Raw genomic sequence first — 25,093 nt, forward strand, 5'->3', positions numbered from 1 at the left:
ATATGTTACTTTTTTGTAATAACCCTGTAAATTTTGGGGTACAAAAACCTCCCCATTTTCACAATGCTACAATATAATATCACAACGTACTTTATTTGACAAGCAAACACAGAGAAAAAGCCTCTTCCAAAAGAAAACTTTCTGTGAAACCTGCAAAGAGGCCGGAGATTCGCCCGAAACCGGACAGTTTCTTTACGGCAGGGCTTTCTCACAATAAAAATTCTTGCAATAAAAAATCCCGGTCATCAGACCGGGATGGATTTGCATGGAGCGGAAAACGAGACTCGAACTCGCGACCCCAACCTTGGCAAGGTTGTGCTCTACCAACTGAGCTATTTCCGCATCGGTAACAACATAGCTGATTATAAAGTATCAGTCCGGTTTTGTCAACAATTTTTTTTGAAGAAAAAACCGACAGGCATACGCCGTCCTGTACAACGGGCATCAACCGGCGCTGGCAATACACCGCGCCGTCAGAAAATACCCAGCACCATCTGGCAGATATTTTTGGCATGGTCGCTGGTCCGCTTCATATTGATCAAAATCTCCAGGAAGACCAGTCCCGAATCCGGATGGCACAATCCCTCGTTCACACGGCGGATATGGTTCTTGCGCATTTCCTTCTGCGCCGCTTTCACCTGACGGCAGACGCCCCAGGCCTCTTCGGCCAGCTTCGCGTCATTTTGCGCAAAGCTTTCCATACTGACTTCCAGGGACTGCTCCATCAGCTTTCCTATTTGCGCAATTTCCTGCTGCGCTTCGGGGGAGATTGAAATTTTTTCTTCAAAAATCTTACGGCTGCGCTTTACCAGCGTCTGGGCATGGTCGCCGATTCGTTCCAGATCGATGCAGGCATGCATCAGGGCCATATGCTTCGCAGACAGGGAGCTGCCCAGCCCTTTTTCGGAAATATGGGCCAGATACCGGGTGATTTCTTCATTCAGCTTGTCCACGATTGGTTCATGTTCCAGCACATACTGCACCTTGGCGGGATCGTATTTCACAAGGCATTCCACCGCCGCGTGCATATTCTTCCGGGCCACTTCCCCCATGCGGATCACTTCTTTTTCCGCCAGCACGATGGCGATGGAAGGGGTTGCCAGCATCGCGTCATTCAGGTACAGCGGCTTCACGGAAATCTTCTCGCCCTTATCCGGCATCAGCTTTTCGATCAGATGGGTAAAGGGCGTAATCAGCGGCAGGAAGATCATGGTGTTCAGCACGTTAAACGCACTGTGGGAGTTGGCGATCTGCCGGGCGATGTCATCAGCCGGGGAAATCGCCAGCACGACTTTGATGAACAGGGGCATTAAAATGATGAAGATAACGCACCCGAAGGAATTGAACAGCACGTGGGACAGGGCCACCTGCTTGGCCGAAGCGTTGCTCCGGGACGCCGCCACGATGGCCGTCAGGCAGGTACCGATATTATCCCCCAGCAACACCGGGATGGCACCTTCCAGCGGAAGCAGCCCCTGCCCGGCCATGACCATCAGGATACCGACCGTAGCCGCGCTGGACTGGATGAGAATCGTGAGGATGATGCCCACAAAGACCCCGAGTACCGGGTTATCCGCAAAACGGGAAATAAATTCTACAAACATGGGGCTGCTGCGCATGGGGGACGCCGCATCGCTCAACACCCGCATACCCAGCATCAGGAGGCCGAAGCCCAGCAAAATCTGTCCGATGAACTGCCCGTTCTTGCGTTTGGCAAAAACGCGGATCATGACGCCGATAAAAATCATGACCGTAAAATAGTCGGTCAGGTTAAACGCGATCAGCTGGGCCGTAAGGGTTGTCCCGATATTGGCCCCCATGACCACGCTGAAAGCCTGTTTCAAGGTCATGACCCCTGCGTTCACAAGGCCTACCGACATGACCGTAGTTGCTGTGGAAGACTGGAGCGTGGCTGTTACCAGCGCGCCCAATATAACTCCCATCACCGGTACGCCGGTCAGAGACTGGAGCACCTTCTGGAGCCGGGCTCCTGCTGCCTGTTGCAGGCCGCCGCCCAGCAGTTCCATACCGTATAAGAAAAGTCCTACACCGCCTAAAAATGCAAAAAGATAAAGTAACATAGATTTTTTCTGATCAGTAAATTGAAATGATCCAGGAGTACACCGGTTCATCCGTCTGCGCGCTGGCGGGCGCACAAATGCATGTAACCAGCCTCTCCTTAACTGGTAAACAACGTCAGAAAATCAGCCGGAGGATCTCCGGCTGATTTTTTACGGAAGGAAACACGCTTCTGCCCGCCTGCAGATTTTCAGCCTGTGTTTCCTGTGCTATTATATTATTCTTTTCCCGCCATTTTCCTGTAATTTGCGATCCGTTCCATAGCATCTGCTTCGGTCTTCTTATATAACTCTTCTGCCAGCTGCGGACGGACTTTCTGCAGGGACGCGAAACGTACTTCGCCCAGCAGGTAGTCACGGAAGCTTTCGGTCGGTTCTTTGGAATCCAGGGTGAACGGATTCTTGCCCTGGGCCTTCAGTTCCGGATTGTAACGGTAGGTTGCCCAGTACCCGCAGGCAACCGCGCGTTTTTCTTCTAACTGGCTGCAGCCCATGCCGGCTTTCAGGCCGTGGTTGATGCACGGGCAGTACGCGATGATCAGGGACGGGCCGTCGTAAGCTTCCGCTTCCGTCAGCGCTTTTACCAGCTGGTTCTTGTCTGCGCCCATGGAAACCTGCGCCACATACACGTAACCGTAGCTGATGGCCATCATGCCCAGATCTTTTTTCTTGGTGCGTTTGCCGCTGGCCGCAAACTGTGCAATGGCAGCGGTCGGGGTCGCCTTGGAGGACTGGCCGCCGGTGTTGGAATATACTTCCGTATCCAGAACCAGAACATTTACATTTTTGCCGCTGGCCAGTACGTGATCCAGTCCGCCGTAGCCGATATCATAAGACCAGCCGTCGCCGCCGAAGATCCAATGGCTGCGTTTGATGAAGTATTGTTTCAGATCCAGGATCGCCTGCAGTTTTTCATCAACGCCCGCTTCTTTTTCCAGCAATGCCGTCAGCTTGTCTGCCCGTTCCCGGGTGCCTTCGCTGACATTCTTGTTTTCTTTCCATTCTTTCATGGCAGCCTGCAGATCCGCAGAGCCTTTGCCTTCTGCCAGCGCTGCATCCATTAATTCTTCCACGCGGTCGCGGGACTGTTCTACACCTAAGAACATACCCAGACCATATTCCGCGTTATCTTCAAACAGGGAGTTAGCCCAGGCCGGACCGTGTCCTTTTTTGTTCACGGTATAGGGCATGGACGGGCAGGAAGCACCCCAGATAGAGGAGCATCCGGTCGCGTTGGCTACCATCATACGGTCGCCGAACAGCTGGGTAACCAGTTTTACATACGGTGTTTCGCCGCAGCCGGAGCAGGCGCCCGAGAACTCCAGTAACGGCTGTTCGAACTGGGAACCTTTCACCGTATTCTTCTTCATGGGATTCGGTTTTTCCGTAACTTCCTTCATTGCATAATCCCAGGCCGGTGCCTTATCCAGCTGGGTAGCCAGCGGTTTCATGACCAGCGCCTTCTTGGGAGCCGGGCAGATCTGTGCGCAGTTGCCGCAGCCCTGGCAGTCGTACGGGGAAATGACCATGGCAAACTTGCTGCCGTCTTTGGCGCCCATAGCGGGTTTGGACGGATAGCCGATCTTTTCCGCTTCCGCGTCGTTCAGCAGTACCGGACGGATCGCAGCGTGCGGGCAGACGAACGAACACTGGTTGCACTGGATGCAGTTCGCCACATCCCATTCCGGAACGTTGATGGCGATGCCGCGTTTTTCATACGCGGAAGTACCAACCGGGAAGGTGCCGTCGGCGTGACGGGCGATAATGCTGACAGGCAGCTTGTCGCCTTCCTGACGGTTCACCGGAACCAGGATATCATCGATAAACGCATTGCCGGTCTTCTTGGTTTCAACCTTATCTTTGGCATCCGCCCAGGCAGCCGGAACGTCGATCTTCACAATGGCTTCGATGCCTTTGTCGATGGCCGCGTTGTTCATATCCACAACGTTCTGGCCTTTCTTTCCGTAGGATTCTTCCACAGCGTCTTTCAGGTATTTTACCGCATCTTCCAGCGGAATGATGTCGGCCAGCTTGAAGAACGCGGACTGCATGATCATGTTGATGCGGCCGCCCAGCCCGATGGACTGCGCAATCTTCACCGCGTCAATGGTATAGAAGTTAACATGTTTTTTCGCGATGTACTGTTTCACCGCGGCCGGCAGTTTTTCTTCCAGTTCTTCCGGTGTCCAGCTGCAGTTCAGCAGGAAATTGCCGCCCTCTTTCAGGCCGGACATAATATCATATTTATAAACGTAGGACTGATTGTGAACTGCCACATAGTCCGCGTCTTTGATCAGATACGGTTCCATGATGGGTTCTTTGCCGAAACGCAGATGGGATACGGTAATGCCGCCGGATTTCTTGGAATCGTAAGCAAAGTAACCCTGGGCATACATGTCGGTGTGGTCGCCGATGATCTTGATGGCGCTCTTGTTGGCGCCAACGGTGCCGTCGGAACCCAGGCCCCAGAACTTGCAACCCTTGGTTCCCTTCGGGGTCGCGTTAAGAATCTTGGTGCACGGCAGCGACGTTTCATTTACATCGTCGATAATGCCAACCGTAAAGCCGTTGACCGGTTTTTCCTTACGCAGGTTTTCAATCACTGCATATACTTCGGACGGGGTGAATTCCTTGGAACCCAGGCCGAAACGGCCGCCTACGATAACCGGATGGATATCGCTCTGATAGAACGCGTTGCACACATCCAGATATAACGGTTCGCCCAGGCTGCCCGGTTCTTTGGTGCGGTCCAGCACCGCCACGCGTTTTACCGTCTTGGGAACCGCTGCCAGGAAATGTTTCACAGAGAACGGACGGTACAGATGAACGGCCAGCACGCCAACCTTCGTTCCTTCGGCCGCATTGACCAGTTCGGCAGTCTTCAGGGCCGTTTCCTGTCCGGAACCCATCACTACGATCAGGTCTTCCGCGTCTTTCGGGCCATAGTAATTGAACAGATGGTATTCACGGCCAGTGATCTTGCTGACTTTGGCCATGTATTCTTCTACAATTTCCGGAACCGCTTCATAATATTTGTTTACTGCCTCGCGGCTCTGGAAATAGGTGTCCGGGTTCTGGGCCGTGCCGCGCATTACCGGTTTATCCGGATTCAGGCCCCGCTGCCGGAACGCTTTTACCGCATCCCAGTCCAGCATTTCCTCGTAATTTTTATAATCAAATACTTCAATCTTCTGAATTTCATGAGAGGTACGGAAGCCGTCAAAGAAGTTCAGGAAGGGAACACGGCTCTTGATGGCAGCCAGATGGGCTACGCCGGTCAGGTCCATAACTTCCTGTACGCTGCCTTCCGCCAGCATGGCGAAACCGGTCTGACGGCAGGCCATCACGTCCTGATGATCGCCGAAGATGCTCAGGTTGCTGGTAGCCAGCGCGCGGGCCGACACGTTGAATACGCCCGGCAACAGCTCGCCGGAAATTTTATACATGTTAGGAATCATCAGCAGCAGACCCTGGGAAGCAGTATAGGTAGCGGTCAGGGCACCTGCCTGCAGCGAACCGTGTACCGCGCCTGCGGCGCCGGCTTCGGACTGCATCTCCAGCAGTTTTACCGTCTGCCCGAACAGGTTCTTTTTGCCTTCGGAAGCCCATTCGTCTACATGTTCCGCCATCGGAGAAGAAGGTGTGATCGGATAAATGCAGGCTGCGTCAATAAATGCGTAGGATGCGTAAGCGGCGGCCTCGTTGCCGTCCATAGTTTTCATCTTTGTCATAGATTGATTCCCCTTTTCATTAAAATTGAACTGCACTTTTCTCTTCTTTTTTGATGTTTAAATCTAATATCATAATAAGGCATTACAATATTATTCATCTTATTATATCGTATCAACGCCTCTTCCGCAATGCCAACCATTGTATTTTATATTTGTATTTTGTATTCTTTCCGGTTCACCGGAACAGGAATTTCTGACCGGTCCGGTCACCGGAACACGTGAAATCATCCGGCATTACAACCGTGTTTTTACGGTGCTTTATAATAACGGAAAATGTGGTATAATACGATCAAGGAAGGTGATACCCTTGAATATTTTACTGGCACTCCTGAATGAACAACTGTGCAGCCTGCTTCACACAAAAGCAGAAGTTACCGAGACGAAAAAGGAAACGCTGCTGACCTACGCAAACCCGTACGGCGGGAAACCGTTGCAGGTACTGTACAGGCCGACAGAAGATTTTAAAGTGACCCTGAACAAAACGCCCCGCTATTACCAGCCGGATTCCACCAAACGGCTGCTGGCCGATGTAGCCAGTTACGCGGAAGGGAAAACTGTTTCCCTTGACGTTACGGACCACAGCGGCGTTGAAAGCAAATCGGACCGCATCACCAGCGTTGCGGATCTGGAAAAATTGGATCTGGACGCCCTCATCGCGCTGGTCATCCGCATCAATTTGCTGGACAGCGCCGAACTGAAAGACCTGCTGGCAAGCGGCGGTACGGTGAACGTACATTTCTGGAACGCCGCAAAAGATTTCCGGTACCGGCAGATCGGGGACAGGCTGGAAAAATTCTGATTTGTTTCCCGGACCGTCTGCTGCCCCGGTTTCTGTACGCAGCCTTTTGAAGGTAAGCCGCACAATATATGTTTATTGCATCAAAATACCTCACGCCAAAAAGGGCTTGCAAAACAACAATATAAACAAAACGAAACGCGCCTTTGGCAACAGGAGAACCCTGTCCGCAAAGACGCGTTTTTTCTTTTTTATCCGATTTATATTACGAACTAAAAATTTATGAATGAAAGCCGCCCCGCATATAACCTGCAAAGCCTTTTTTATTTCATCCAGCCAAGCTTGTCCGCCAGGTACGCCCCCGTACCCGCCGCAACCGAATTCAGCGCCGAACGGCAACCGTCCAGCATCCACTCGAACACCAGCAGCGGAACCGCGGCCCGCAGCGGCAGCCCCAGCATAAACAGAAGAACCAGCACACAGTACAGCCCGCTGCCACGGTGCTTCATCCCTGCCAGTGAGAACAGCAGGATCCAGAAAAAGAAGCCGACACCCGAAAGCACGGAAACCGGCATGCCAACGTAACGAACCGCCAGCATACAGGCGATTCCCAGATACAACACCGTACCTGTTTTGCCCAGCAGTTTTCCACAGTGCCAGGCAGCCCGTCCTGTTTCCCCTGCGACCCCCATGCGTTGCAGACTGTGCAGTGCCTCCCCTTCCCCGGAACCGGAAGAACAGGCGGTAAAGGCCTGCAGCAGGACCGGTTTGAAGTTGCGCAGGAAATGAGACGGACAGTCTTTGCCGCAATGGTGCAGCTGGTATCCATAAACCAACGTTCCGTAAGCAAAACAGCAAAATGCCATCACCAGAACCAGTTTCACGCCGGGCCACAGTACGGCCAGTCCCCGTATCCCGACCATGGGGCAAAGAAGGAAAAACAGACCCAGCGGCAGCAAACGCAGCAGCAAGGTTCCGGCAAAAGCAAATACATCGGCCAGGGAACGGAAAAGCCTGCGGGCTTCTTCGCCCTCCGGTCCGATTTTCGCCGCAGCCGCACCGGCCAGCACCGACAGCAGCAACGTCCATGGAACAAGAGGCCGGAACCAGCGCAGACCGAAATCGGAAAAACCGGCAAACGCGGCCGGGATCATCGAAAAACCGGCAATCCCTCCCGCTGCCAGGCCAAGGACCGCGGCGCCGATCACCGCAATGCTGTGGAAAAACCACAACCTTGCAGGAGACGAAGCGTCAGACCGCAGCTGCAGCCGCTGCATCACGCCGGAAACAAAATTCAGAAAGACAAGAGGCAGCGCGAGCAGGAACAACAGCTTCAGATACGCCATGCCCGCCGTATACATAACCATGTACACGCCACGTCCCGCTTCCGCAAGGTTAAGAATCAAACCTGCCAGAACGCTAATCACAAACGAAGCAATCATCAGAATCGTACTATTTAATTTTAGCCTGACCGGTATTCCGTGAATCTGCATGGTCCGCCCTTCCTGTTAACACAGCGCGATATAAAAAAACAGCGCCGTCTTGTAAAAAAGCCGGTTCCTTGCGGTTCCGGCTGTGTTTTTTCTGGTGCGGGCGACAGGACTTGAACCTGCATGGATAAACCGCCAGATCCTAAGTCTGGTGCGTCTGCCAATTCCGCCACGCCCGCAAAATATAATCTAATGAGTTGTCAGCTTTTTACTCTCATGGCTATGCTCATTACCTTACGCTCGTTTGCGTCTTTCCCGCCACTCAAGGCAAACTGTAAACTCCATCCATCTGCTTCATATCCAACTATACAAGGGTCCTGATAGTTTTTATCATCCATAGATATACGGTTATTGTTTATATCCAGGCATTCATCAGGATTTCCATATGCTTTTTTCAGTTCTGCGCCGGTAGAACCGGTTTTGATACCGGCTTTTGTTGCAATCGTTATGTCGCCGTTAAGGGCTACGCTTAATACCGGCTTGTCACCGGCCGGCGCCGTATCTACCAGGAACCATGTCGCATTGCCTTCTTTAACGAAATAATATCTGGAATACTCGCTTGCCTGGTCCTGAAGCACAGGCTGTCCGTATTTCGCAATTACTTCAGCAAGGGGTTGCCCTAAGCGGATATTTCCAATCACAAAATCCTCTTTCGATACTGCAAAACAGGTACCTGTCGCCATAATTGCCAGCATGGTTAGAACACTCATTACTGCTTTTTTGATATTCATAGGAACGACCCCTTTTAGAATCCGGATGGTTTCGTACATTGATGATAACTAATTATACTATCCTTTTTGTTCTTCTTCAACAGTTTTCGCATTCATGTATATTTGTTTTCCTTTCTTCCGGATTATCCACGTAAGGATTTTGTACTTCAGTAACGAACTGAATCTCATCAATAAATATGTAATACCGTTTACTGTTGTCTGTCATCTGTTCTTTTACGGCTTTGTTGAGCGCAAACGGATTTCGATACTTCGCATTATAGATTTCATCCAATGCAAGACCAATAACCTGATCTTCCCCAACCCCCGATTCCAAAAAATAATTCTGGTACAGATTAAAAAGCAAATAGGATTTCCCGCTCCGGCGCAAACCTGTGATAACCTTGACCCGGCCGTTGTCCTTTTTATGAATCAGTTGTTCCATGTATTGCCTTCTTGCATACTGCATGGATCATCTCCTCCTGAAATTTTTGCGGATATCCGCATTTTTTTCACAAGCATACTGAATCACAGCAGGTTTACCGGGATCAAACTGTTTACAGCGTCCAGCGGGAACGGCTTTTCTGCCATACAGATAATGCCGCCCGGCCCCATCTCTTTCCCGCTTTTTGCAAGCAGGGAAAAGGCCCTGATAAGTTTTCTCTCCGGTGAAGCAGCCCGCTTGATTTCGAAGGCGTGCAGATGCCCGTCCATCTCAAGTACCAGATCAATTTCCTTCTGGTTTGTATCACGGTAGAAATTCAGGTTCATCTTCTTTTCTCCGTAAGACACATTCCGAAGCATCTCCGCGACCACATAGTTTTCAAGATAATGGCCGGACGCGGCGCCGTTCATCAATGTATCGCGGCTGGTCCAGGACGACAGGAACGCGCATAAACCCGTATCACAGAAATACAGTCTCGGCGTCTTGACCATTCGTTTCAGTTCGTTGTTGTAATACGGCTCCAGCAAAAATACGATACCCATCGTCTGCAGGACTTTGAGCCATTCTTTTGCCGTCACACCGGATACCTCTGCAGCATTGCCCAGATCATTATAGTTTACCAGTTGCCCGGAAAAAGACGCGCACGCCCTTAAGAACTTCCGGAAGCTTTCGGTATCCTGGATTCCGTTATCGTCTACCGCATCCCGCATAAGATAAGCGTCAATGTAAGAGTTCCAGTATTCGCGGCGGAGTTCCTCATCCATGGATATCATATCCGGCATGCCGCCTTCCCAGATTCGCATGTAAACATCCAGGATGTTGTTTCCCGGACAGCCCTGACTTCTTTTTACCAAGGATGGGAATGAGAAATCATAAGGGATATCGTCTGCTCTGTCTGCAACTTCTTTAGCCGACAGGCTGTACATTTTAAGCAGGCAGATCCGTCCGGCAAGAGAATCCCCTGCCTGTTTCATCAGCTTTTTGCTCTGGGAACCGGTCAGCCAGAAACGGCCGCGTTCATCGCTTTCGTCACACAGGATCTTGATTTGTTCAAACAGGACAGGCGCTTTCTGCACTTCATCAATCAGAAGGGGAGGCGGGTACATCTGGAAAAACAGTTTGGGATCTCTCTGTGCCAGATCCCTGGCGTCTGCATCATCCATGGAGACGCAGATCCGCCCGGTATCCTGTGCCAGATGCTTCAACATGGTTGATTTGCCGACCTGTCTTGCTCCTGTTACCATGACAACCTTGAACGCGCTGCTCATTTTGAGAAATTTTCGTTCCAACGAGCGATGGATATAAGTCATATGCAACACCTTTTTAAGTTTATTTTTTAACTCGACTTTATTTTAAACTTAGTTTTCAGGTGTGTCAAGAGTAAACGTGCATTCATACTCTGTTTCCGAAATTGAGTAGGGGAGATTTTTTCTCCCCTCTCACACCACCGTACGTGCCGTTCGGCATACGGCGGTTCAACATAACTTCAAAGCGTGGCGCACATTGTAGTAATCAAGACAGCTTCTCAAGCCCGCTTTTGTGAATACGGCTTTGGAGATTGCCCTTTCCTGCTATTCGTCAGCCCGTAACATTTCCGTTATTTGCTGAAAGAACTCCGTGCTCCACAAAGCAAATCAAACGTTTTCTCTTTTTTCATCAAAGAAAAGTCCAAATCCTCAGAAAAACGATCCAAACCATAAAACATTCGTAAAGCCGTACCGCCGTAAAAAGCTGCTGATTTAAAAAAAACACTGCGGCTTAACCCGCAAAGAACAATCTCCTGCATGATTTTTTTATTGCATTTTTCTTATCATAATATGAATTAAAATTATAAGCGGTCAACATCTGCTCAATTACCCTGTTACTCATGCCCGCCGCCATGCTGAACTTGCCGTCCGTATCCATCGGATGCAGCGCTGCCAGCGCCGCCGCGCCCGCGCCGCCACTATTTTATTGTTTCGCATTACCCGGTGCTTCGTCATCGTTCTGCCTCGCACAATCTGAAAAATGGTGAATGATAATTATGGTTAGAATTCCTCATTTTCATTGTAGTAAATAATTTCGCCGCGCGCAATTTATTATCACGTTTTTCCTTTACGCCGTTCGTTTGCCACCGTTATCCTGTTTCAAATGTATCAGTTTTGTATCTGCGCGGTACAATCTCAGATTGCCGCGTTTCGCTTCATCAGCAAAGTCACAAAAAAGCTGGTTGGAAACATGTACTCCTCCTCTTTTTCCAATTTACAACCGCTGCAAAGCCAGTCCGATCAGTCGGTTCAGTTCATCGGCCATAAAAAGTGGCACGTTTAAAAGTTTTCCGTCATAGCTTAGGTTCTTCATGGAAAGGCGCACCAGCAGCGGCGTTTGTTCCCCATAATTCTTTGCATACCGCTTCAGGCTCGTCGCCGTCACGCTCTCCCCTGCTTTTGCTTCTATCGGGATGATAACATTCTCACGCTGCGCCACAAAATCAACTTCGTGGGTAGCGTCCGCCCAATACCGGGGCGCAACCGCAAAGCGGCGCTTAAGCGACTGGTGCACATAATTTTCCGTCAATGCGCCTTTAAATTCCGTAAACAGGCGGTTTTTCTCTGCAAACGCAGTGACTGGCAGATGGGAAAGGCAGCGGAGGATCCCCACATCAACAGCATAAATTTTAAATGCGCCCAGGTCGTCGTAAGCGGACAAAGGCAGGCCCGGCTTGCTAACGCGGCAGACCTTGCTGATGATATCCGCATCCCGCAGCCAGTTCAGTGCGTTCTCATACTCCCGGGCCCGGGCGCCCGGTTTTACCACGCTATACAGAAACTTTTTGTTTTCCCTTGCCAGCTGTGAAGGCAGCGACTGCCAGATGTAACGGATCTTAGGCACATCTTCTGCCGGCGCATGTTTGCCAAAATCGCTTTCATAGGAAGAAACAATACCGGACAGGACGTTGTCTACTTCTCTGGGATCCTTGTCCTCTGTCCAGACCAAAACGGATTCCGGCATGCCGCCCGTTATAAAATAGTATTTCAGTTTTTCTGCCAGCGGCGTAAAAAACGCGTCCGGCAGCGGCGCGAATTCATCCACAGCCGCAAGGTACTCCGCGAAATTCTCCGCCCCGTCGGCAAGGAGAAATTCCGTAAACGTCATCGGCCCCATTTCCAGAAAATCAACCTGGCCCACGGGGAAGCCGCCGCTCAACTGCAAACCCAGCAGGGAACCGGCGCTGGCAACAAAATATTCCGGCGCGTCTTCCTTAAAATATTTCAGGCTGTTCAGCGCCTCCCCACACGCCTGGATCTCGTCAAAAATAATCAGCGTATCTTTTGTGATCCGCTGCCCGCTTGCCATGGCAAGATTTTGCAGAATGCGCCGCACATCTTTTGTGGTTTGGAAGAACTGGGAAAATTCGGGGTTTTTATCAAAATTGAACCGCACGAATCCATCTTTAAATGTCCTGCCGAATTCTTCCAGCGCCCAGGTTTTCCCAACCTGCCTTGCGCCGCGTAACACTAACGGCTTCCTGCGTTTGGAGCTTTTCCAGGCAAGCAAATCCTTCATGATGGTGCGTTTCATTTTCTTCCCCCTCCTCTGTCCCATGTTATGCCAAACCGTTTCATTAGAACCGCTTCGCTTATAGTTCAATTATAGTGCCAGGGAAGTGGTGCGTCAACGCAAAATCACATAATTTTTAACAAAAACGTGATTATAATCACATAATTTTTATTTTTTACGTGTTTTACGTCATCTGCAATATAAAACTGTGCTTATGCGCTGCCTTCAAATCCTTTTTAAACCGATGCGATGGTACGATTTTAAGCATCGTTCAGCACCTCATCCAGAACATCGTCAATAGTACCGCTAAGTCTACTTTTAGGTAGACTTAGCCGCGAAATTTAGTAGACTTCGCTTGGACAACATCAAATAAAAAAACTCCCGCTCGTTTAGAACGGGAGTTATTTTTTCTGGTGATCCATCCGCGACTCGAACGCGGGACACCCTGATTAAAAGTCAGGTGCTCTGCCAACTGAGCTAATGGACCATAAAACTGGCTGGGGTGGCAGGGCTCGAACCTACGCATACAGGAGTCAAAGTCCTGTGCCTTACCGACTTGGCTACACCCCAACGTTTAAATAAAAATTGGGGTGGGTAACAGGATTTGAACCTGCGCGTAACGGAGCCACAATCCGCCGTGTTAACCGCTTCACCATACCCACCATGTCATCAACATAGCTTAATGACGGAAGTTATTATAACACAGGGTTACGAAGCTGTCAACCTCGAATCCCTTTAAAATATTCTTCTGTCCAGGCTTTTGCCGTCGGCGTAACAGCCAGACCGCCTTCCGCCGTTTCCCGAAGCCTGCCGGGCAGGGAACGTCCCACCTTGTCCATGGCGTCGATTGCTTCATCCGCCGGAATGAAACTGCCTACCCCGGCCAATGCCAGTTCCGCGGCCAGCAGGCACTGCACTACGCTTCCCGCGTTGCGTTTGATGCAGGGCACCTCCACCAGGCCCGCAACCGGGTCGCACACCAGTCCCAGCATATTTTTAAAAACGATGGAAACCGCATCGCCAATCTGCTTCCCATTTCCGCCAAAAATATGGACCACCGCGCCCGCTGCCATCGCCGCGCCGCTGCCGCATTCCGCCTGGCAGCCTCCGGTAGCGCCGGCGATGGAAGCACGGTTGGCGATGACTTCCCCGATTACGCCGGCCACCAGAAGTCCCTCCACCAATTTCTTTCCGGGCACGCCGCAGTTCTCTTTCAGCGACAGCAGCACCCCCGGCAAAATTCCGCTGGCACCGGCGGTAGGCACCGCAACGATACGGCCCATGGCTGCATTGGCTTCTGCCGCGGCCAGCGCGTACGTCACGGCCGAACCGGCTACGGCTCCCAGTAAGTCCGGTCTTCGTTGCGTATCTGTTTCTGCCGTTTCGATATATTCTTTTAACTTTTTAGCCGATCCTCCTGTCAGGCCGCTGTTGGATTTCACCCCTGTCAGCCCGAAGGCGACCGCTTCCTCCATGACCTGCAGCATAGATTCCAGTTTTGCCAGAACGGATCCTTTATCTGTTTCCAGCTGCGCTGCGCTCCGTTCCAGCAAATATTCTGTCAATGGAAGCTGCTTTGCTTCCGCTTCGCGGACCAGCTGCGCCCACGCCAGTTTATCCTGTTTCATAAGCTCCCTTTCCGGTAACTCCTGCTATACTACTTGTTTTTACAACTGCAACGCACGGATACGAACCAATACACGCAGCCCCGTTTTTTTATGACACCTTATCCACAAACCGTACCAGCTTCACCGGTCCCAGCTCTTCCAGATGCCGGACAACTGCGGCCGGCACTGCCTGATCGCATTCGATGACCATGGTCGCCGTTTCCCCTTTTCCTTCGCGGAACACACGCATCGAAGCAATGTTGATCTGTTTTTGTGCCAGAATGGTGCTCACCAGCGCAACTACGCCGGGCTCATCCCGGTGCGGCACAAACAGCGCCGGCAGCACGCCGGTCAGTTCTACCGGGAAGCCGTCTACATTGGTGACCATGATCTGGCCGCCGCCGATGGATGCCCCGGTCACTTCACAGGTATTTCCGTCTTTTCCGGTCAGCCGGAACAGAACAGAATTCGGATGCGCCATCGTACCCAGATCCCCCGGAACAAACGAAAAATCCAGTCCTGCTTTCTTTGCCAGATTCAGGGCGTCAGGAATGCGCGCATCATCGGGTTGCCAGCCCATCAGTCCCGCAACCAGGGCCCGGTCCGTTCCATGTCCTTTATACGTATGGGCAAAGGATCCGTGCAGCAGGATTTCCGCTTTCTGCGGCCTCTCCCCCAGAATCCCGGCGGCCAGCAGTCCCAGCCGGCAGGCTCCCGCCGTATGCGAGCTGCTGGGCCCGATCATGACAGGGCCTATAATATCAAAAAGATTCATATTTTCTTTCTCCGTAACCATGTAACACCACAGGAACAGACTACACGGTTTCCATGCGTCCGTAACATGCCGACAACCACAAGTTGCATGAATAATTATAGCATAAACACTACAGGGGGTAGAATTTTTTTTATTTATCGTATATAATGAATTAATTATAAGGGAAAGTGTTTCCATGATTTGCCATTACTGGTCCCGTGGCTTACGGGTTAAATCTTACAGTCTGCAGAAGAGTACCGCTGTAATCCGTAATGGCGAATCATGAAATCACGCAGGAAAGGAGGAACAGGTCATGTACAAAGTTTTAAAAAGCTCCAACACCGGTGTGGATGAATTCGACATCGAAGATATGGAAAAAGGCTGTTGGATCGATATCGTCGCGCCCTCGGATGAAGAAATCGACGAGATCGCCAACGCCACCCAGATTTCCCGGGACTTTTTAACGGCTGCTCTGGACCGGGAAGAAAAAGCCCGTACGGAAATTGACGAAGAGCAGCTCCTGGTCGTCATCGACATTCCTTTTTTCCGCAGCAATAAAGATTATGACACGATGCCGTTAGGCATCATTGTCACAAAAGACGTGATCGTGACCGTCTGTCTGGAAAGCAATGCCGTCACCTCCGGGTTCAATGCCGGCACGTACAAAACGTTCAGCACGTACAAGAAGACCCGGTTCCTGTTCCAGATCCTGTATAAATCCGCTACGTTATATCTGAAATATATCCGTAACATCATACGGCGTACGGATGACTTGGAACAGCACCTGCGCCAGGCCATGGAAAATTCCAAACTGTTCAGCATGCTGGACCTGCAGAAATCCCTGACCTATTTTACCACGTCCCTGCGCAGCAACTACATGGTAACGGAAAAACTACTGCGGCTGCGCACCACGGCCCAGACACAACAGCTGATCAAGCTGTATGAAGAAGACGAAGACCTGCTGGACGACGTAATCGTCGAATACAAGCAGGCCATCGAAATGGTTGAGATGTACAGCCACATTCTGCAAAGCATGATGGAAGTGTTCGCTTCCATCATCAGCAATAACCTGAACCTGGTGATGCGTTTTCTGGCTTCGGTCACCATCATCCTGGCCATCCCCACCTTTATTTCCGGCCTGTGGGGCATGAACGTACCGGTACCTTTTGCAGAGTTTGCCAACGGTTTCTACATCGTTGTCGCAATGGCCTGCGTGGTCAGCCTGCTGGCCGGTTTCTGGTTGTGGAAAAAGCATATGTTCTGAAACGAACGGATAAAGAAAAAGGCAGTTCCCCAAACATGGGGCGCTGCCTTTTATTTTTTGCTGTTTTCATTTTTCCTGCAACGTACCGTGTCCTCACAAATTTTCTCCACAACGACGCGGACACTTTGAAAATTTATTATCCCCGCGCAGGCTTCATTATTTTACAATCAAAACCGGGATGTTGGCATACTGGGAGATCTTGGTGCTGACGCTTCCCAGGAAAAATTCCGCGATACCGGAAAGGCCTCGGCTTCCCAGGACGATGGCATCTGCTTTTTCCGCTTTGGCAATGGACAGGATCCGTTCGGAAGGATGCCCCAGTTCGATCCGGTAATCAGCCTTCCCGGTAAAACCGTCTTCTGCCACTTTTTCCCGCGCACGGGCCAGTATTTCTTTTCCCACTTCTTCAAGATCCGCATTGCTCTGGCTGATGATATTGTGATCCAGCGGGACCGCCAGCAGCGCCGCATTATTATAGGGCTGGATGACCGTCATGACCAGCAGTTCCCCGTCAAACTTCCCTGCCAGGACAGCAGCCTGTTCCAGTGCGCGCCAGGCGCTTTCCGAACCGTCAACAGGTACAACGATTTTTTTAAACATGTAGCTCCCTTCTTTCTTTTTTCTGTGTATCAGGCAGCGCCGCCTGAAACGAAACTTTTACTTCGGAACATTTTCCCCGGCGTTGTTCATTTTCTCTTTCGGTTTGCCATGCCTCCGCTGCTCGCGCTCTGCCGCCCGCTTTTCCCGCGCTTCGCGGATACGTCTCGACTTGGCACTTTCACGACGCTGGAAATCCGATTCCGGTTTCGCCTGGGGTTCAATATAGGTACCGTGATTGCCGAACCGGTAGTACAGCGCGTACCCGATGATCAGCGCGATCGGCAGGAAGCCGACCAGATACCGCCACTTCCCTGCGGTTATGATCAGGAAATTGTAGGCCATAACCAGTACAGGGATCAAAACCCAGCTCAATACTTTTGCGGTCTGGGTTCCCCTGCCGAAGAAGCGGACCACCGCCACCCACACGATAACGCCCACTGCAAAGCTGACAAACGACATAAACAACAAGAACAGGAACACTTCGAAATTCAAATTACAAAACCTCCAAACGCTGTATCTTTACAGCTGATTATTAACAGAAACCATACGCACGTCATACATCAAATTTCTTTTTTTCATCGCCCAGGGGTTTATCCTTGTCCGGGTCGTTCTTAAAGATATCGATATTTTCCTTTGCGTATTTTACGGCATCATCATAGACTTTCTTGAAGGCGCTCATATCCTTCGGCTTACCGGCCTTGATCCATTCCATCACCACGCGCCCCAGCCCATAGGTCATGCCTATGGCCAGCGGGATCTGCAGCGGGGCAAAGGGGATCAGCGTTGCCAGCTTGCCACCGGCAAATACCGTACCCATGGAACCCAGCAGGCTTACCGCTGCTTTTTCCGTAATCTTTTCTTCATATACGGAACCGATCTTCATAATCATATAAATATCATTGGCTACCGTGGAAAGCGTTCCCAGTCCGGGAACCACCACGATGACGCCGGCCCGGGCAGCCGCCCATTTGCACAGGGAAAGCGCTTCTTCCTCCCGGTCTTTATCATCAATTACCGTGATTTTCTCTTTCGTTTCTTCCGCCATGTTTCTTCCCTCCATCATTGCAAACATTACAAACGCAAAAACGCTTTTTTCTGTCTCCGTTCCAATTATATACTATGCCTCTGCACTTGGCAAGGAATCCCCCTCAGCAGTCCGGCTCGTCCATTAAAGGCAACGGCACCCGGTCGAGCTTTGCGCCGTTTTCTTCCACATATTTCGTATGCAGCGCCGTCAGCGGCACGATCACCGCCATGAAATGTTTCTCGCCATTTTTTTCCAGGAACGGATACAGGGTTGCCAGCTTTTCCTTTGTATCCACCAGTTCAATGATCAGCGGCAGGTTATAGCTCCCGCTGAAAAAGTAAGGAACGGCCCGTCCGTCGTTGCCCCGGACCTGCCTTCCAAAGCCCGCGTCGGCCCGGATCATCGTACCGCCGCCCAGACCGAGACGCCGCGCTTCTTTAAACAGCGCCTTGTAAAAGGGCTCATCGCCGCACAGTACATCTTCCGCAGTAAAAATCTTCAATTCATAAAGCTTGACAAATTTCATATATTTCTCCTCGTTCCGGTCTGAAAATCTCATTGCCCATAAGGCGCATGACAACAAATACACGTTGCTGTTTATATAATTATATCATTTTACGTGCCTGCATGAAAGTATTTATTTGCATTATACCGGCCGATAGAGTAAAATTATATGGTGATACATATAACTAAAGTAAACTGCACATAAGCGGAGGAACATTTATGTTATACCTGGCCTGGGATATTGACGGCACTTTATTACTGACCAACCGTGCAGGCTACGACGCGCTGCAGGAAGCCATCTGCGATTATTTTTACAGAAAAGAGCCATATGTGTTCAAACATACACTGGCAGGCTGTACCGATTCGTCCATCATCAAGGAGATCGTTACGGATATCAAAGGCCATTGTACCAGCGGCTGGGCTGCTTCCTTACTGTTAAAATACGAAATGTACCTGAAGCAAAACCTGAAGCAGCACAAAGGCCGGCTGATGCCCAACGTAGAAAAAACGCTGCAATACATCGGCGGCAATGTGCCGGAGATCACCAACCTGCTGTTAACCGGCAACACCGCGAACGCCGCCAGGGAAAAACTGACGGAATACGGCATCCCGCAGTACTTTGACTTCCGGCACAGCGCGTACGGCGATCTGTCTGAAGACCGGAACGAACTGTCCAAAATTTTATACACCCGCCTGCTGGTGGACGGGCTGGTAAAGGATCCGTCCCAGATCATCATGATCGGCGATACTCCCAGCGATGCAAAATGTGCCGCGGCCATCGGGGCCCGCTGTATCATCGTCCTGACCGGCAGTGAATTTAAACCGGCAGATTTTGCCGACTGCCAGCCCTGGAAGATTTGGGAACAGCTTCCCGACGACCCGGCGGAATTTGTGAAAGAAATCAGCGAAGCATAAGGAACGTTCCGCTGCGAAAACAAGTTTCAGCAAACATAACCTGCGGATGACGGGAGTTGTCCGCATCACCAACGCATGTTGTGAAGAAAGGCATATATGAAAAACGCTACATTATTTTTTTCTGCCATAACCGTTTCATTCCTTACAGCCTGTATGATCCAGCCTGCGGCGGAAGCATACAGCGCCGCCGATGTGGCTGCCATACGCAGTGGGCAGAACTGCCCCAACGCGGATTTACGCCATGCTGATTTAAGCGGCGCCGATCTGACAGGACTGGATCTGACAGGTGCAGACCTTCAATCTGCAAACCTGAAGGGAGCCAGGCTGGAGCGCACCGTCCTGGACAAGGCCAACCTGCAGGGTTGCAATCTGAAGCGGGCCTCCTTTTCGGAAGCGAGGCTGACGGATGCCAATCTGCAGAACGCGGAAGCACCGTATGCCTATTTCGGCCATGCCGTTATGGAGAATGCCGACCTGACCGGCGGTAACTTTTTCCGGACCGACTTCCGCGGCGCCACGCTGACAGGCCTGACAGCCTGCAACGGAATATTTCAGGAAGCCACGTTTGATAAAGCGGATCTGCGCAGAACCGATTTGACCTTTGCCAACTTTTCCTACAGCTGGATGTTCGAGGCCGACCTGTCAGACAGCATCCTTACCGGAGCCAACCTGTACGAAATCAACGGCAGCGGCATCAAGGCACAACGCACAAACTTTTCCAGTGCCAAACTGGGGAAAGCCCGCTTAGCCAACGGCGATTTTACAGAAGCAGTGTTTGAAAACGCCATGCTGGATAAGGCCAACCTGAAAGGCGCCGTACTGAAAAATACAGTATGGGGCACCGCCTTTAAAGAAAAAGCTGAATTCTGAATCAGCGGGAACCGGCAGCAGATTACATCGTGATGGATGAGGGGAAATCTGACATCCTGCTTTTATTTTATGAGGGGAATTTAACACACTGACATAGGAGGATCATTACATTGACCATCAACAAGCAAAGAGTATTAGATGAATTTTTCGAACTGATTCAAATCCCCTGCCCCTCTCTGGGCGAACGGGAAGTAGCCGACCTGTTGAAAAAACGGCTGGAAGAATTAGGCGGCAAGGTTACGGAAGACATGCAGTCGGCCAAAGCCTTAAACGGTACCGCCGGCAACCTGGTTGCGGATTTTAAAGGCAATGTTGCGGGCGCGCCCCGCATCCTGCTGAACGCCCACATGGACTGCGTCAATCCCTGCGCCGGCATTAAACCGCATATTGAAGACGGCGTCATCAAATCCGACGGCACCACCATCTTAGGCGGCGACGATAAAGGCGGCGTTGTCGCCATTCTGGAAGCCCTGCGCTGCCTGAAAGAGCAAAACCTGCCCCACGGGGATATCCAGGTCGTTTTCTCTGTCAGCGAGGAGCAGGGCTGCGCCGGTGCAAAAAATCTGGACAGGTCTCTGCTGCATTCCGATATCGGGTACGCACTGGATTCCAGCGGACGCCCCGGCAAGATCATCTTCGCGGCCCCCGGGCAGAATAAAATTTTTGCCAAGGTCCACGGGAAGACCGCCCACGGAGGCGTAGCCCCGGAAAAAGGCATCAACGCCATTAAGAAAGCGGCGGAGATTTTAATGGACGTTCCCACCAGCCGCATTGATGAGGAAACCACCTGCAACATCGGCATCATCCACGGCGGTTCCGCTACCAACATCGTACCGGACCTGGTAGAAATTGCCATGGACTGCCGCAGCCGCAATCCGGAAAAGCTGGAAAAACTGACAGCCGATATTGTGGCAGCTTACAAAAAAGGCGGAGAAAAAGCCGGCGTGCCGGTCGACGTGGAAGTGAAACCTTCCTATAAGCCGTACTGCCTGGATAAAGACAGCCAGGTAATCCAGCTGGCAGCCAAAGCGGCAGAAAACCTGGGGCTCAACGTAGACATCACCGCCACCGGCGGCGGCAGCGACAGCAGCCACTTCAACGGCTTCGGCATTCCCTGTACCGTATTGGGCACCGGCATGACCAATGTCCACACCGTTGATGAAATTCTGCTGGAAGACGATTTATATATGACCTGCCAGTGGGCACTGGACATCCTCTGCCTGGCAGCAAAACAGTAAACTGGAGGTTTCCCTAATGGCATTAGTTATCTCATTTTTAATTACATTCTGGGTTGCGTACCTGATTTATAAAAAATACAAACCCCAGCCGGTTCTGGTCATCGGCGGTTTCATCCTCATGTACACCGCCGTCATCTTCGGCTACGGGCAGATTCTGGCGCCCAAAGCCAGCACCGGTTCCATCCTGTTCGATACGTTCCATTTCATGAGCCAGACCCTTTCTTCCCGGGCGGCCAAACTGGGCCTGAACATCATGTGCGTGGGCGCATTTGCCAAGTACATGGATAAGATCGGCGCATCCCGGGCGCTGGTCCGTATGACCATCAAACCTTTACTGAAACTGAAATCGCCGTATCTGGTATTATCTCTGAGCTGGGTACTGGGCCTGTGCATCGGCCTGTGCATCAACTCCGCGTCCGGCCTGGCCATGCTGCTGATGGTTACGGTATTCCCCATCCTGGTCGGCCTGGGTGTTAGCCGTCTGGCTGCCACCGCCGCGGTCGCTTCCACCCTCTGCTTTGACTGGAGTCCCAGCGACACCGGTACGATCCTGTCCGCAGAAACCGCAGGGCTGGATCCCGTTATCTACTGGACCAACTACCAGGTTCCCATCGTTATCGTAGCGTTCTTCGTGGTGGGCACCCTGTTCTTCTTCTCCCAGAAATATCTGGACAAACGGGACGGGCACGTTGTGGTTCCCATGGATGTGGACCACGCCAAATCCGACGACCCGGCAGACAACGCGCCAGCCATTTACGCACTGCTTCCTATCGTTCCACTGGCTTTGATTTTGAGCTTCAGCCCCCTGTGGATCACCTGGATCAAAGTCAACATCATCAACGCCATGATGATCGGTCTGGCCGTAGGTATGATCGCGGAATTCATCCGCACCCGCAACCTGAAGACCGTTTTCGACGGCGTGCAGGCCTTCTTCGACGGCATGGGCATGCAGATGGCCAACGTGGTGACCCTGATCGTAGCCGGTCAGGTCTTTGCCCAGGGCTTAATGAGCATGGGCGTCATCAACACCCTGATTAAGGGCAGCCAGAGCGCAGGCTTCTCCCCCATGATGATGATGGTCGTCATGGTTGCGATCATTGCGATATCTTCTATCGTAATGGGTTCCGGCAACGCGCCCTTCTTCGCCTTTGCCGCCCTGACCCCGGCGGTAGCCAAAGCCAGCGGCATCGCACCGGTGCTGTTTCTGCTGCCGATGCACTTCGCGGCTTCCATCGCCCGTACCTGCTCTCCCATCACCGCCGTAATCGTAGTGGCGTCCGGCATGGGCAACGTATCGCCCTTTGACCTGATCAAACGCACCTTCATTCCCATGTGCGGCGCCATGATCGTCAACGTGGCCATGACTTTCTTCTATTATTATCGCGGATAATTTCAAATCAGTAACAGAATACTATAAAGCCGTTACTTGTTATCACGTTTCCGATCCGCTTCGAAGCATTGTGATGATAGTAACGGCTTTTTATATTCTGTAAAAATTGTGGAACAGATTCTGTTTTAAAAATTGTACCCGTGATATAATTCTATTGAACAGTTAAATGGTATAAAAGAATTCATTTTGAAAGGAGCGCTCCCCATGAAAAAAATTCTTTTACTTGTACTGACAATGGTTCTTGCATTTACCTGCTGCCTGCCGGCCTCCGCCAATCCGTACGGCGGTTTACCTCCGTCCAACACCTTCCCTCCGGGGATGAGCCCCGCCGCAACGCTGGAATATTTCCATCACAAAATAACCGACGGGGAGCCGGGGCTGGCCTGGGACATACTGACCGAAGATTATAAAAACAGTTTCAGGAGCTATGAAAATTTTGTACAGGGCTACAAGACCACAATCACCAGCCGTCCCAGCAACATCCGTCAGTTGCAGCGGGACCCCGACACACTGGAAGTGTTTTACCTGCTGAAAGCGGAAGATTGGGAAAACGACCGGCAGATTGTGGTGCAGACCTTTGAATGTTCCACCATTATGAAACGAATAAACGGCTCCTGGAGACTGGACAGTGGAACCGGGAAACGGCTGAGCCGTGAAGTGCTGGGGTCCCGGGAAACCGCCCGGGCAGTTCTGATGGATTACCATGAGTGCATCACCAACAAAGAAATGCGGCGGGCCTGGAGCTTTTTAGGCGACAGCTATAAAAACGCCTTCGGCGATTTCGGCACCTTCTGTAACGGATTCACCACCACGGTGAGCAGCGTGATCACGGATGCGGTGAACGTGGCCGACGGCCCTGACATGACCGCCATCGAGTACACACTGACTGCGAAAGATTCCACTCCGGAAACCAACATCGTACAGGTTTTCAAAGGCATCGCAAACCTGCAAGTCGTACCGGGCCGGGGCTGGGTCATCACATCGGCTGAAAATAAACTGGAAAGCCGTTACTTCCCACCGAAATGGTAATGGTGTAAAAAAAGTAAGCGTGCAGGGTTTCACAAAACCGTACGTGTTTTGTTCAATCCCTGCACGCTTATTCGTTTTTATTCCTTACTTTTTCTTTGCGGTCTTTCCTTGCCTGGGTGTTTCCTTATCCGTTTCACTTCCTGCCGCAACCTGTCCCGGTTCCGCCGCGCTGCCCGGCAGCATCACGCGGGCCGGGTCATTTTTCGCCAGATATCCGAAGTACAGGAAGAACGCGAGGCATACCAGCATGAAACCGGCGCTGGTAGCCTGGGCGCTGGTCAGGCCGAGAAGCCAGGGTTCCGCGTAATCACCCCGCAGAAATTCCAGACAGAAACGTTCCAGCGAATATAAAAACCCGTACAGGCACAGGGCCTGCCCCTTGGCATGGGGAAAGGCGCGGAACACCAGCAGCAGTGCAAAGACCACCACGTCCAGCTGGCCTTCCCACACTTCCGCGGGCCACAGAGGCTGGGTTCCGTACGTAGCGCGGGCCAGGGTCCCTTCCGGGTAAATGATGCCGAAGTCCCCGCCGGTAGGCGCGCCAAAGGCATCGCCGTTCAGCAGGTTGGCCATACGCCCTACCGCCTGCCCTAAAATCATGGCCGGGCAGACGATATCCGCCAGCGCCAGCCAGTCAATCTTGTGCAGCTTGCAGTAGACAATGCCGGTAACCAGTCCGCCCAGCATGCCGCCCTGCACTGCCATGCCGCCCTGCCACACAAAGGGAATCTCCAGCAGGTGATCCTGATAATAACTCCAGTCAAAGAAAAAAACATCCCACAGGCGGGCGCCGATGAGCCCGGCAAAGCCACCGTAAATGCCAATATCCAGCACGTGCTCGTGCCAGCGTCCGTCCTGCCGCGCCAGAAAATACGCCGTGCCGGTGGCCATAAAAATCGCAAGGGTAAGCATCAGCCCATACATGCGTATGGGGAAGTCGCCTATATGAAATAAATATTGGTGCATAGTGTTGTCTCCGATCTGATGGTGTCAGTGTAAAAAATAAGATGTTCCTCATGAAAAATTAACAGCTTCTTCTATCTGTTGATAAGAATGGCGGTACATTCTTACAAGAGAAACTAATATAATATATTTTCCTTTGTTATATTATAGCATGGATAATCTCTGTTAGTTTGAAATCCCGAAAATTATTATGTGTAAAAAAACC

At 51.4% G+C, this 25,093-nt stretch carries 21 protein-coding genes, 5 tRNA genes and 1 pseudogene; 7 read left to right on the plus strand and 20 right to left on the minus strand.

Annotation, left to right across the window (positions count from 1 at the left end; all coding sequences use genetic code 11):
- Window positions 1–266 precede the first annotated feature (266 nt).
- The 3 genes from ACZOWY_RS03860 to nifJ form a co-directional block, all read right to left on the minus strand.
- Window positions 267–342 (minus strand) — tRNA-Gly (locus tag ACZOWY_RS03860).
- A gap of 131 nt (window positions 343–473) precedes the next feature.
- Complete coding sequence (locus ACZOWY_RS03865) at window positions 474–2,081, minus strand: Na/Pi cotransporter family protein (RefSeq protein WP_484393148.1); 1,608 nt, start codon at window positions 2,079–2,081, stop codon at window positions 474–476.
- A 215-nt stretch (window positions 2,082–2,296) separates the two neighbouring features.
- Window positions 2,297–5,809, minus strand: a complete 3,513-nt coding sequence (nifJ, locus tag ACZOWY_RS03870) for a pyruvate:ferredoxin (flavodoxin) oxidoreductase (RefSeq protein ID WP_484393151.1) — start codon at window positions 5,807–5,809, stop codon at window positions 2,297–2,299.
- Window positions 5,810–6,116: 307 nt separating this feature from the next.
- On the opposite strand from nifJ, the gene ACZOWY_RS03875 reads away from it, so the two are divergent.
- On the plus strand, window positions 6,117–6,608 hold the full coding sequence (locus ACZOWY_RS03875) for a hypothetical protein (RefSeq protein ID WP_484393156.1): 492 nt from the start codon (window positions 6,117–6,119) through the stop codon (window positions 6,606–6,608).
- Between the two features lie 260 nt (window positions 6,609–6,868).
- On the opposite strand, the gene ACZOWY_RS03880 is transcribed toward ACZOWY_RS03875, so the two are convergent.
- The 12 genes and pseudogenes from ACZOWY_RS03880 to sdaAB all read right to left on the minus strand — a co-directional run bounded on the left by ACZOWY_RS03880 (window position 6,869) and on the right by sdaAB (window position 15,109).
- The gene (locus ACZOWY_RS03880) at window positions 6,869–8,038 is read right to left on the minus strand and encodes a cation:dicarboxylate symporter family transporter (protein ID WP_484393158.1); all 1,170 of its coding nucleotides are present in this window, start codon (window positions 8,036–8,038) and stop codon (window positions 6,869–6,871) included.
- Window positions 8,039–8,130: 92 nt separating this feature from the next.
- Window positions 8,131–8,214, minus strand: a tRNA-Leu gene (locus tag ACZOWY_RS03885).
- 21 nt (window positions 8,215–8,235) lie between these two features.
- Window positions 8,236–8,766, minus strand: coding sequence for a hypothetical protein (locus tag ACZOWY_RS03890; protein WP_484393159.1), 531 nt, complete (start codon window positions 8,764–8,766; stop codon window positions 8,236–8,238).
- 76 nt (window positions 8,767–8,842) lie between these two features.
- Window positions 8,843–9,211, minus strand: coding sequence for an ATP-binding protein (locus ACZOWY_RS03895; RefSeq protein WP_484393161.1), 369 nt, complete (start codon window positions 9,209–9,211; stop codon window positions 8,843–8,845).
- A gap of 59 nt (window positions 9,212–9,270) precedes the next feature.
- Window positions 9,271–10,476 (minus strand): ATP-binding protein, encoded by a 1,206-nt coding sequence (locus ACZOWY_RS03900; RefSeq protein WP_484393164.1) that lies wholly within the window; start codon window positions 10,474–10,476, stop codon window positions 9,271–9,273.
- Window positions 10,477–10,817: 341 nt separating this feature from the next.
- Window positions 10,818–11,032 (minus strand): annotated as a pseudogene (locus tag ACZOWY_RS03905) (nucleotidyl transferase AbiEii/AbiGii toxin family protein); the annotation flags it as partial.
- A gap of 396 nt (window positions 11,033–11,428) precedes the next feature.
- The gene (locus tag ACZOWY_RS03910) at window positions 11,429–12,748 is read right to left on the minus strand and encodes an ATP-binding protein (RefSeq protein ID WP_484393168.1); all 1,320 of its coding nucleotides are present in this window, start codon (window positions 12,746–12,748) and stop codon (window positions 11,429–11,431) included.
- A 390-nt stretch (window positions 12,749–13,138) separates the two neighbouring features.
- Window positions 13,139–13,214, minus strand: a tRNA-Lys gene (locus ACZOWY_RS03915).
- Between the two features lie 7 nt (window positions 13,215–13,221).
- A tRNA-Gln gene (locus ACZOWY_RS03920) sits at window positions 13,222–13,297 on the minus strand.
- 16 nt (window positions 13,298–13,313) lie between these two features.
- A tRNA-His gene (locus tag ACZOWY_RS03925) sits at window positions 13,314–13,389 on the minus strand.
- A 57-nt stretch (window positions 13,390–13,446) separates the two neighbouring features.
- Complete coding sequence (gene sdaAA / locus ACZOWY_RS03930) at window positions 13,447–14,355, minus strand: L-serine ammonia-lyase, iron-sulfur-dependent, subunit alpha (protein ID WP_484393171.1); 909 nt, start codon at window positions 14,353–14,355, stop codon at window positions 13,447–13,449.
- Between the two features lie 88 nt (window positions 14,356–14,443).
- Window positions 14,444–15,109, minus strand: coding sequence for an L-serine ammonia-lyase, iron-sulfur-dependent subunit beta (gene sdaAB, locus ACZOWY_RS03935; RefSeq protein ID WP_484393173.1), 666 nt, complete (start codon window positions 15,107–15,109; stop codon window positions 14,444–14,446).
- Window positions 15,110–15,401: 292 nt separating this feature from the next.
- Between sdaAB and ACZOWY_RS03940 the strand changes: the two genes are divergently transcribed.
- Window positions 15,402–16,352 carry a magnesium transporter CorA family protein gene (locus tag ACZOWY_RS03940; protein WP_484393177.1) on the plus strand — a complete coding sequence of 317 codons (951 nt, stop codon included), beginning with the start codon at window positions 15,402–15,404 and terminating at the stop codon, window positions 16,350–16,352.
- Between the two features lie 156 nt (window positions 16,353–16,508).
- On the opposite strand, the gene ACZOWY_RS03945 is transcribed toward ACZOWY_RS03940, so the two are convergent.
- The 4 genes from ACZOWY_RS03945 to ACZOWY_RS03960 form a co-directional block, all read right to left on the minus strand.
- The gene (locus ACZOWY_RS03945; protein WP_484393178.1) at window positions 16,509–16,952 is read right to left on the minus strand and encodes a universal stress protein; all 444 of its coding nucleotides are present in this window, start codon (window positions 16,950–16,952) and stop codon (window positions 16,509–16,511) included.
- A gap of 57 nt (window positions 16,953–17,009) precedes the next feature.
- On the minus strand, window positions 17,010–17,444 hold the full coding sequence (locus tag ACZOWY_RS03950) for a hypothetical protein (RefSeq protein WP_484393179.1): 435 nt from the start codon (window positions 17,442–17,444) through the stop codon (window positions 17,010–17,012).
- A 61-nt stretch (window positions 17,445–17,505) separates the two neighbouring features.
- Window positions 17,506–18,015, minus strand: coding sequence for a hypothetical protein (locus ACZOWY_RS03955; protein WP_484393181.1), 510 nt, complete (start codon window positions 18,013–18,015; stop codon window positions 17,506–17,508).
- 85 nt (window positions 18,016–18,100) lie between these two features.
- Window positions 18,101–18,505 carry a DUF190 domain-containing protein gene (locus tag ACZOWY_RS03960; protein WP_484393183.1) on the minus strand — a complete coding sequence of 135 codons (405 nt, stop codon included), beginning with the start codon at window positions 18,503–18,505 and terminating at the stop codon, window positions 18,101–18,103.
- Window positions 18,506–18,702: 197 nt separating this feature from the next.
- On the opposite strand from ACZOWY_RS03960, the gene ACZOWY_RS03965 reads away from it, so the two are divergent.
- The 5 genes from ACZOWY_RS03965 to ACZOWY_RS03985 all read left to right on the plus strand — a co-directional run bounded on the left by ACZOWY_RS03965 (window position 18,703) and on the right by ACZOWY_RS03985 (window position 23,925).
- Window positions 18,703–19,398, plus strand: coding sequence for an HAD family hydrolase (locus tag ACZOWY_RS03965; protein ID WP_484393186.1), 696 nt, complete (start codon window positions 18,703–18,705; stop codon window positions 19,396–19,398).
- Between the two features lie 153 nt (window positions 19,399–19,551).
- The gene (locus ACZOWY_RS03970) at window positions 19,552–20,268 is read left to right on the plus strand and encodes a pentapeptide repeat-containing protein (protein WP_484393189.1); all 717 of its coding nucleotides are present in this window, start codon (window positions 19,552–19,554) and stop codon (window positions 20,266–20,268) included.
- A gap of 110 nt (window positions 20,269–20,378) precedes the next feature.
- Complete coding sequence (locus ACZOWY_RS03975; RefSeq protein WP_484393193.1) at window positions 20,379–21,506, plus strand: M20/M25/M40 family metallo-hydrolase; 1,128 nt, start codon at window positions 20,379–20,381, stop codon at window positions 21,504–21,506.
- A 16-nt stretch (window positions 21,507–21,522) separates the two neighbouring features.
- Window positions 21,523–22,896: a C4-dicarboxylate transporter DcuC gene (gene dcuC / locus ACZOWY_RS03980; RefSeq protein WP_484393197.1), complete on the plus strand. Its 1,374-nt coding sequence runs from the start codon at window positions 21,523–21,525 to the stop codon at window positions 22,894–22,896.
- Window positions 22,897–23,100: 204 nt separating this feature from the next.
- On the plus strand, window positions 23,101–23,925 hold the full coding sequence (locus tag ACZOWY_RS03985) for a hypothetical protein (protein ID WP_484393200.1): 825 nt from the start codon (window positions 23,101–23,103) through the stop codon (window positions 23,923–23,925).
- Window positions 23,926–24,009: 84 nt separating this feature from the next.
- Here ACZOWY_RS03985 and lgt read toward each other — a convergent pair whose 3' ends face one another.
- Window positions 24,010–24,891, minus strand: a complete 882-nt coding sequence (gene lgt / locus ACZOWY_RS03990) for a prolipoprotein diacylglyceryl transferase (protein WP_484393201.1) — start codon at window positions 24,889–24,891, stop codon at window positions 24,010–24,012.
- Window positions 24,892–25,093: the final 202 nt, after the last annotated feature.

The organism is Succiniclasticum sp. (genome assembly GCF_056977735.1).

Bases quoted from the DNA above. Each gene is read 5' to 3' on its own strand.
- ACZOWY_RS03865 (WP_484393148.1), bottom strand. From the start codon at position 2,081: ATGTTACTTTATCTTTTTGCATTTTTAGGCGGTGTAGGACTTTTCTTA.
- nifJ (WP_484393151.1), bottom strand. From the start codon at position 5,809: ATGACAAAGATGAAAACTATGGACGGCAACGAGGCCGCCGCTTACGCA.
- ACZOWY_RS03880 (WP_484393158.1), bottom strand. From the start codon at position 8,038: ATGCAGATTCACGGAATACCGGTCAGGCTAAAATTAAATAGTACGATT.
- ACZOWY_RS03890 (WP_484393159.1), bottom strand. From the start codon at position 8,766: ATGAATATCAAAAAAGCAGTAATGAGTGTTCTAACCATGCTGGCAATT.
- ACZOWY_RS03895 (WP_484393161.1), bottom strand. From the start codon at position 9,211: ATGCAGTATGCAAGAAGGCAATACATGGAACAACTGATTCATAAAAAG.
- ACZOWY_RS03910 (WP_484393168.1), bottom strand. From the start codon at position 12,748: ATGAAACGCACCATCATGAAGGATTTGCTTGCCTGGAAAAGCTCCAAA.
- sdaAA (WP_484393171.1), bottom strand. From the start codon at position 14,355: ATGAAACAGGATAAACTGGCGTGGGCGCAGCTGGTCCGCGAAGCGGAA.
- sdaAB (WP_484393173.1), bottom strand. From the start codon at position 15,109: ATGAATCTTTTTGATATTATAGGCCCTGTCATGATCGGGCCCAGCAGC.
- ACZOWY_RS03940 (WP_484393177.1), top strand. From the start codon at position 15,402: ATGTACAAAGTTTTAAAAAGCTCCAACACCGGTGTGGATGAATTCGAC.
- ACZOWY_RS03945 (WP_484393178.1), bottom strand. From the start codon at position 16,952: ATGTTTAAAAAAATCGTTGTACCTGTTGACGGTTCGGAAAGCGCCTGG.
- ACZOWY_RS03955 (WP_484393181.1), bottom strand. From the start codon at position 18,015: ATGATGGAGGGAAGAAACATGGCGGAAGAAACGAAAGAGAAAATCACG.
- ACZOWY_RS03960 (WP_484393183.1), bottom strand. From the start codon at position 18,505: ATGAAATTTGTCAAGCTTTATGAATTGAAGATTTTTACTGCGGAAGAT.
- ACZOWY_RS03965 (WP_484393186.1), top strand. From the start codon at position 18,703: ATGTTATACCTGGCCTGGGATATTGACGGCACTTTATTACTGACCAAC.
- ACZOWY_RS03970 (WP_484393189.1), top strand. From the start codon at position 19,552: ATGATCCAGCCTGCGGCGGAAGCATACAGCGCCGCCGATGTGGCTGCC.
- dcuC (WP_484393197.1), top strand. From the start codon at position 21,523: ATGGCATTAGTTATCTCATTTTTAATTACATTCTGGGTTGCGTACCTG.
- ACZOWY_RS03985 (WP_484393200.1), top strand. From the start codon at position 23,101: ATGAAAAAAATTCTTTTACTTGTACTGACAATGGTTCTTGCATTTACC.
- lgt (WP_484393201.1), bottom strand. From the start codon at position 24,891: ATGCACCAATATTTATTTCATATAGGCGACTTCCCCATACGCATGTAT.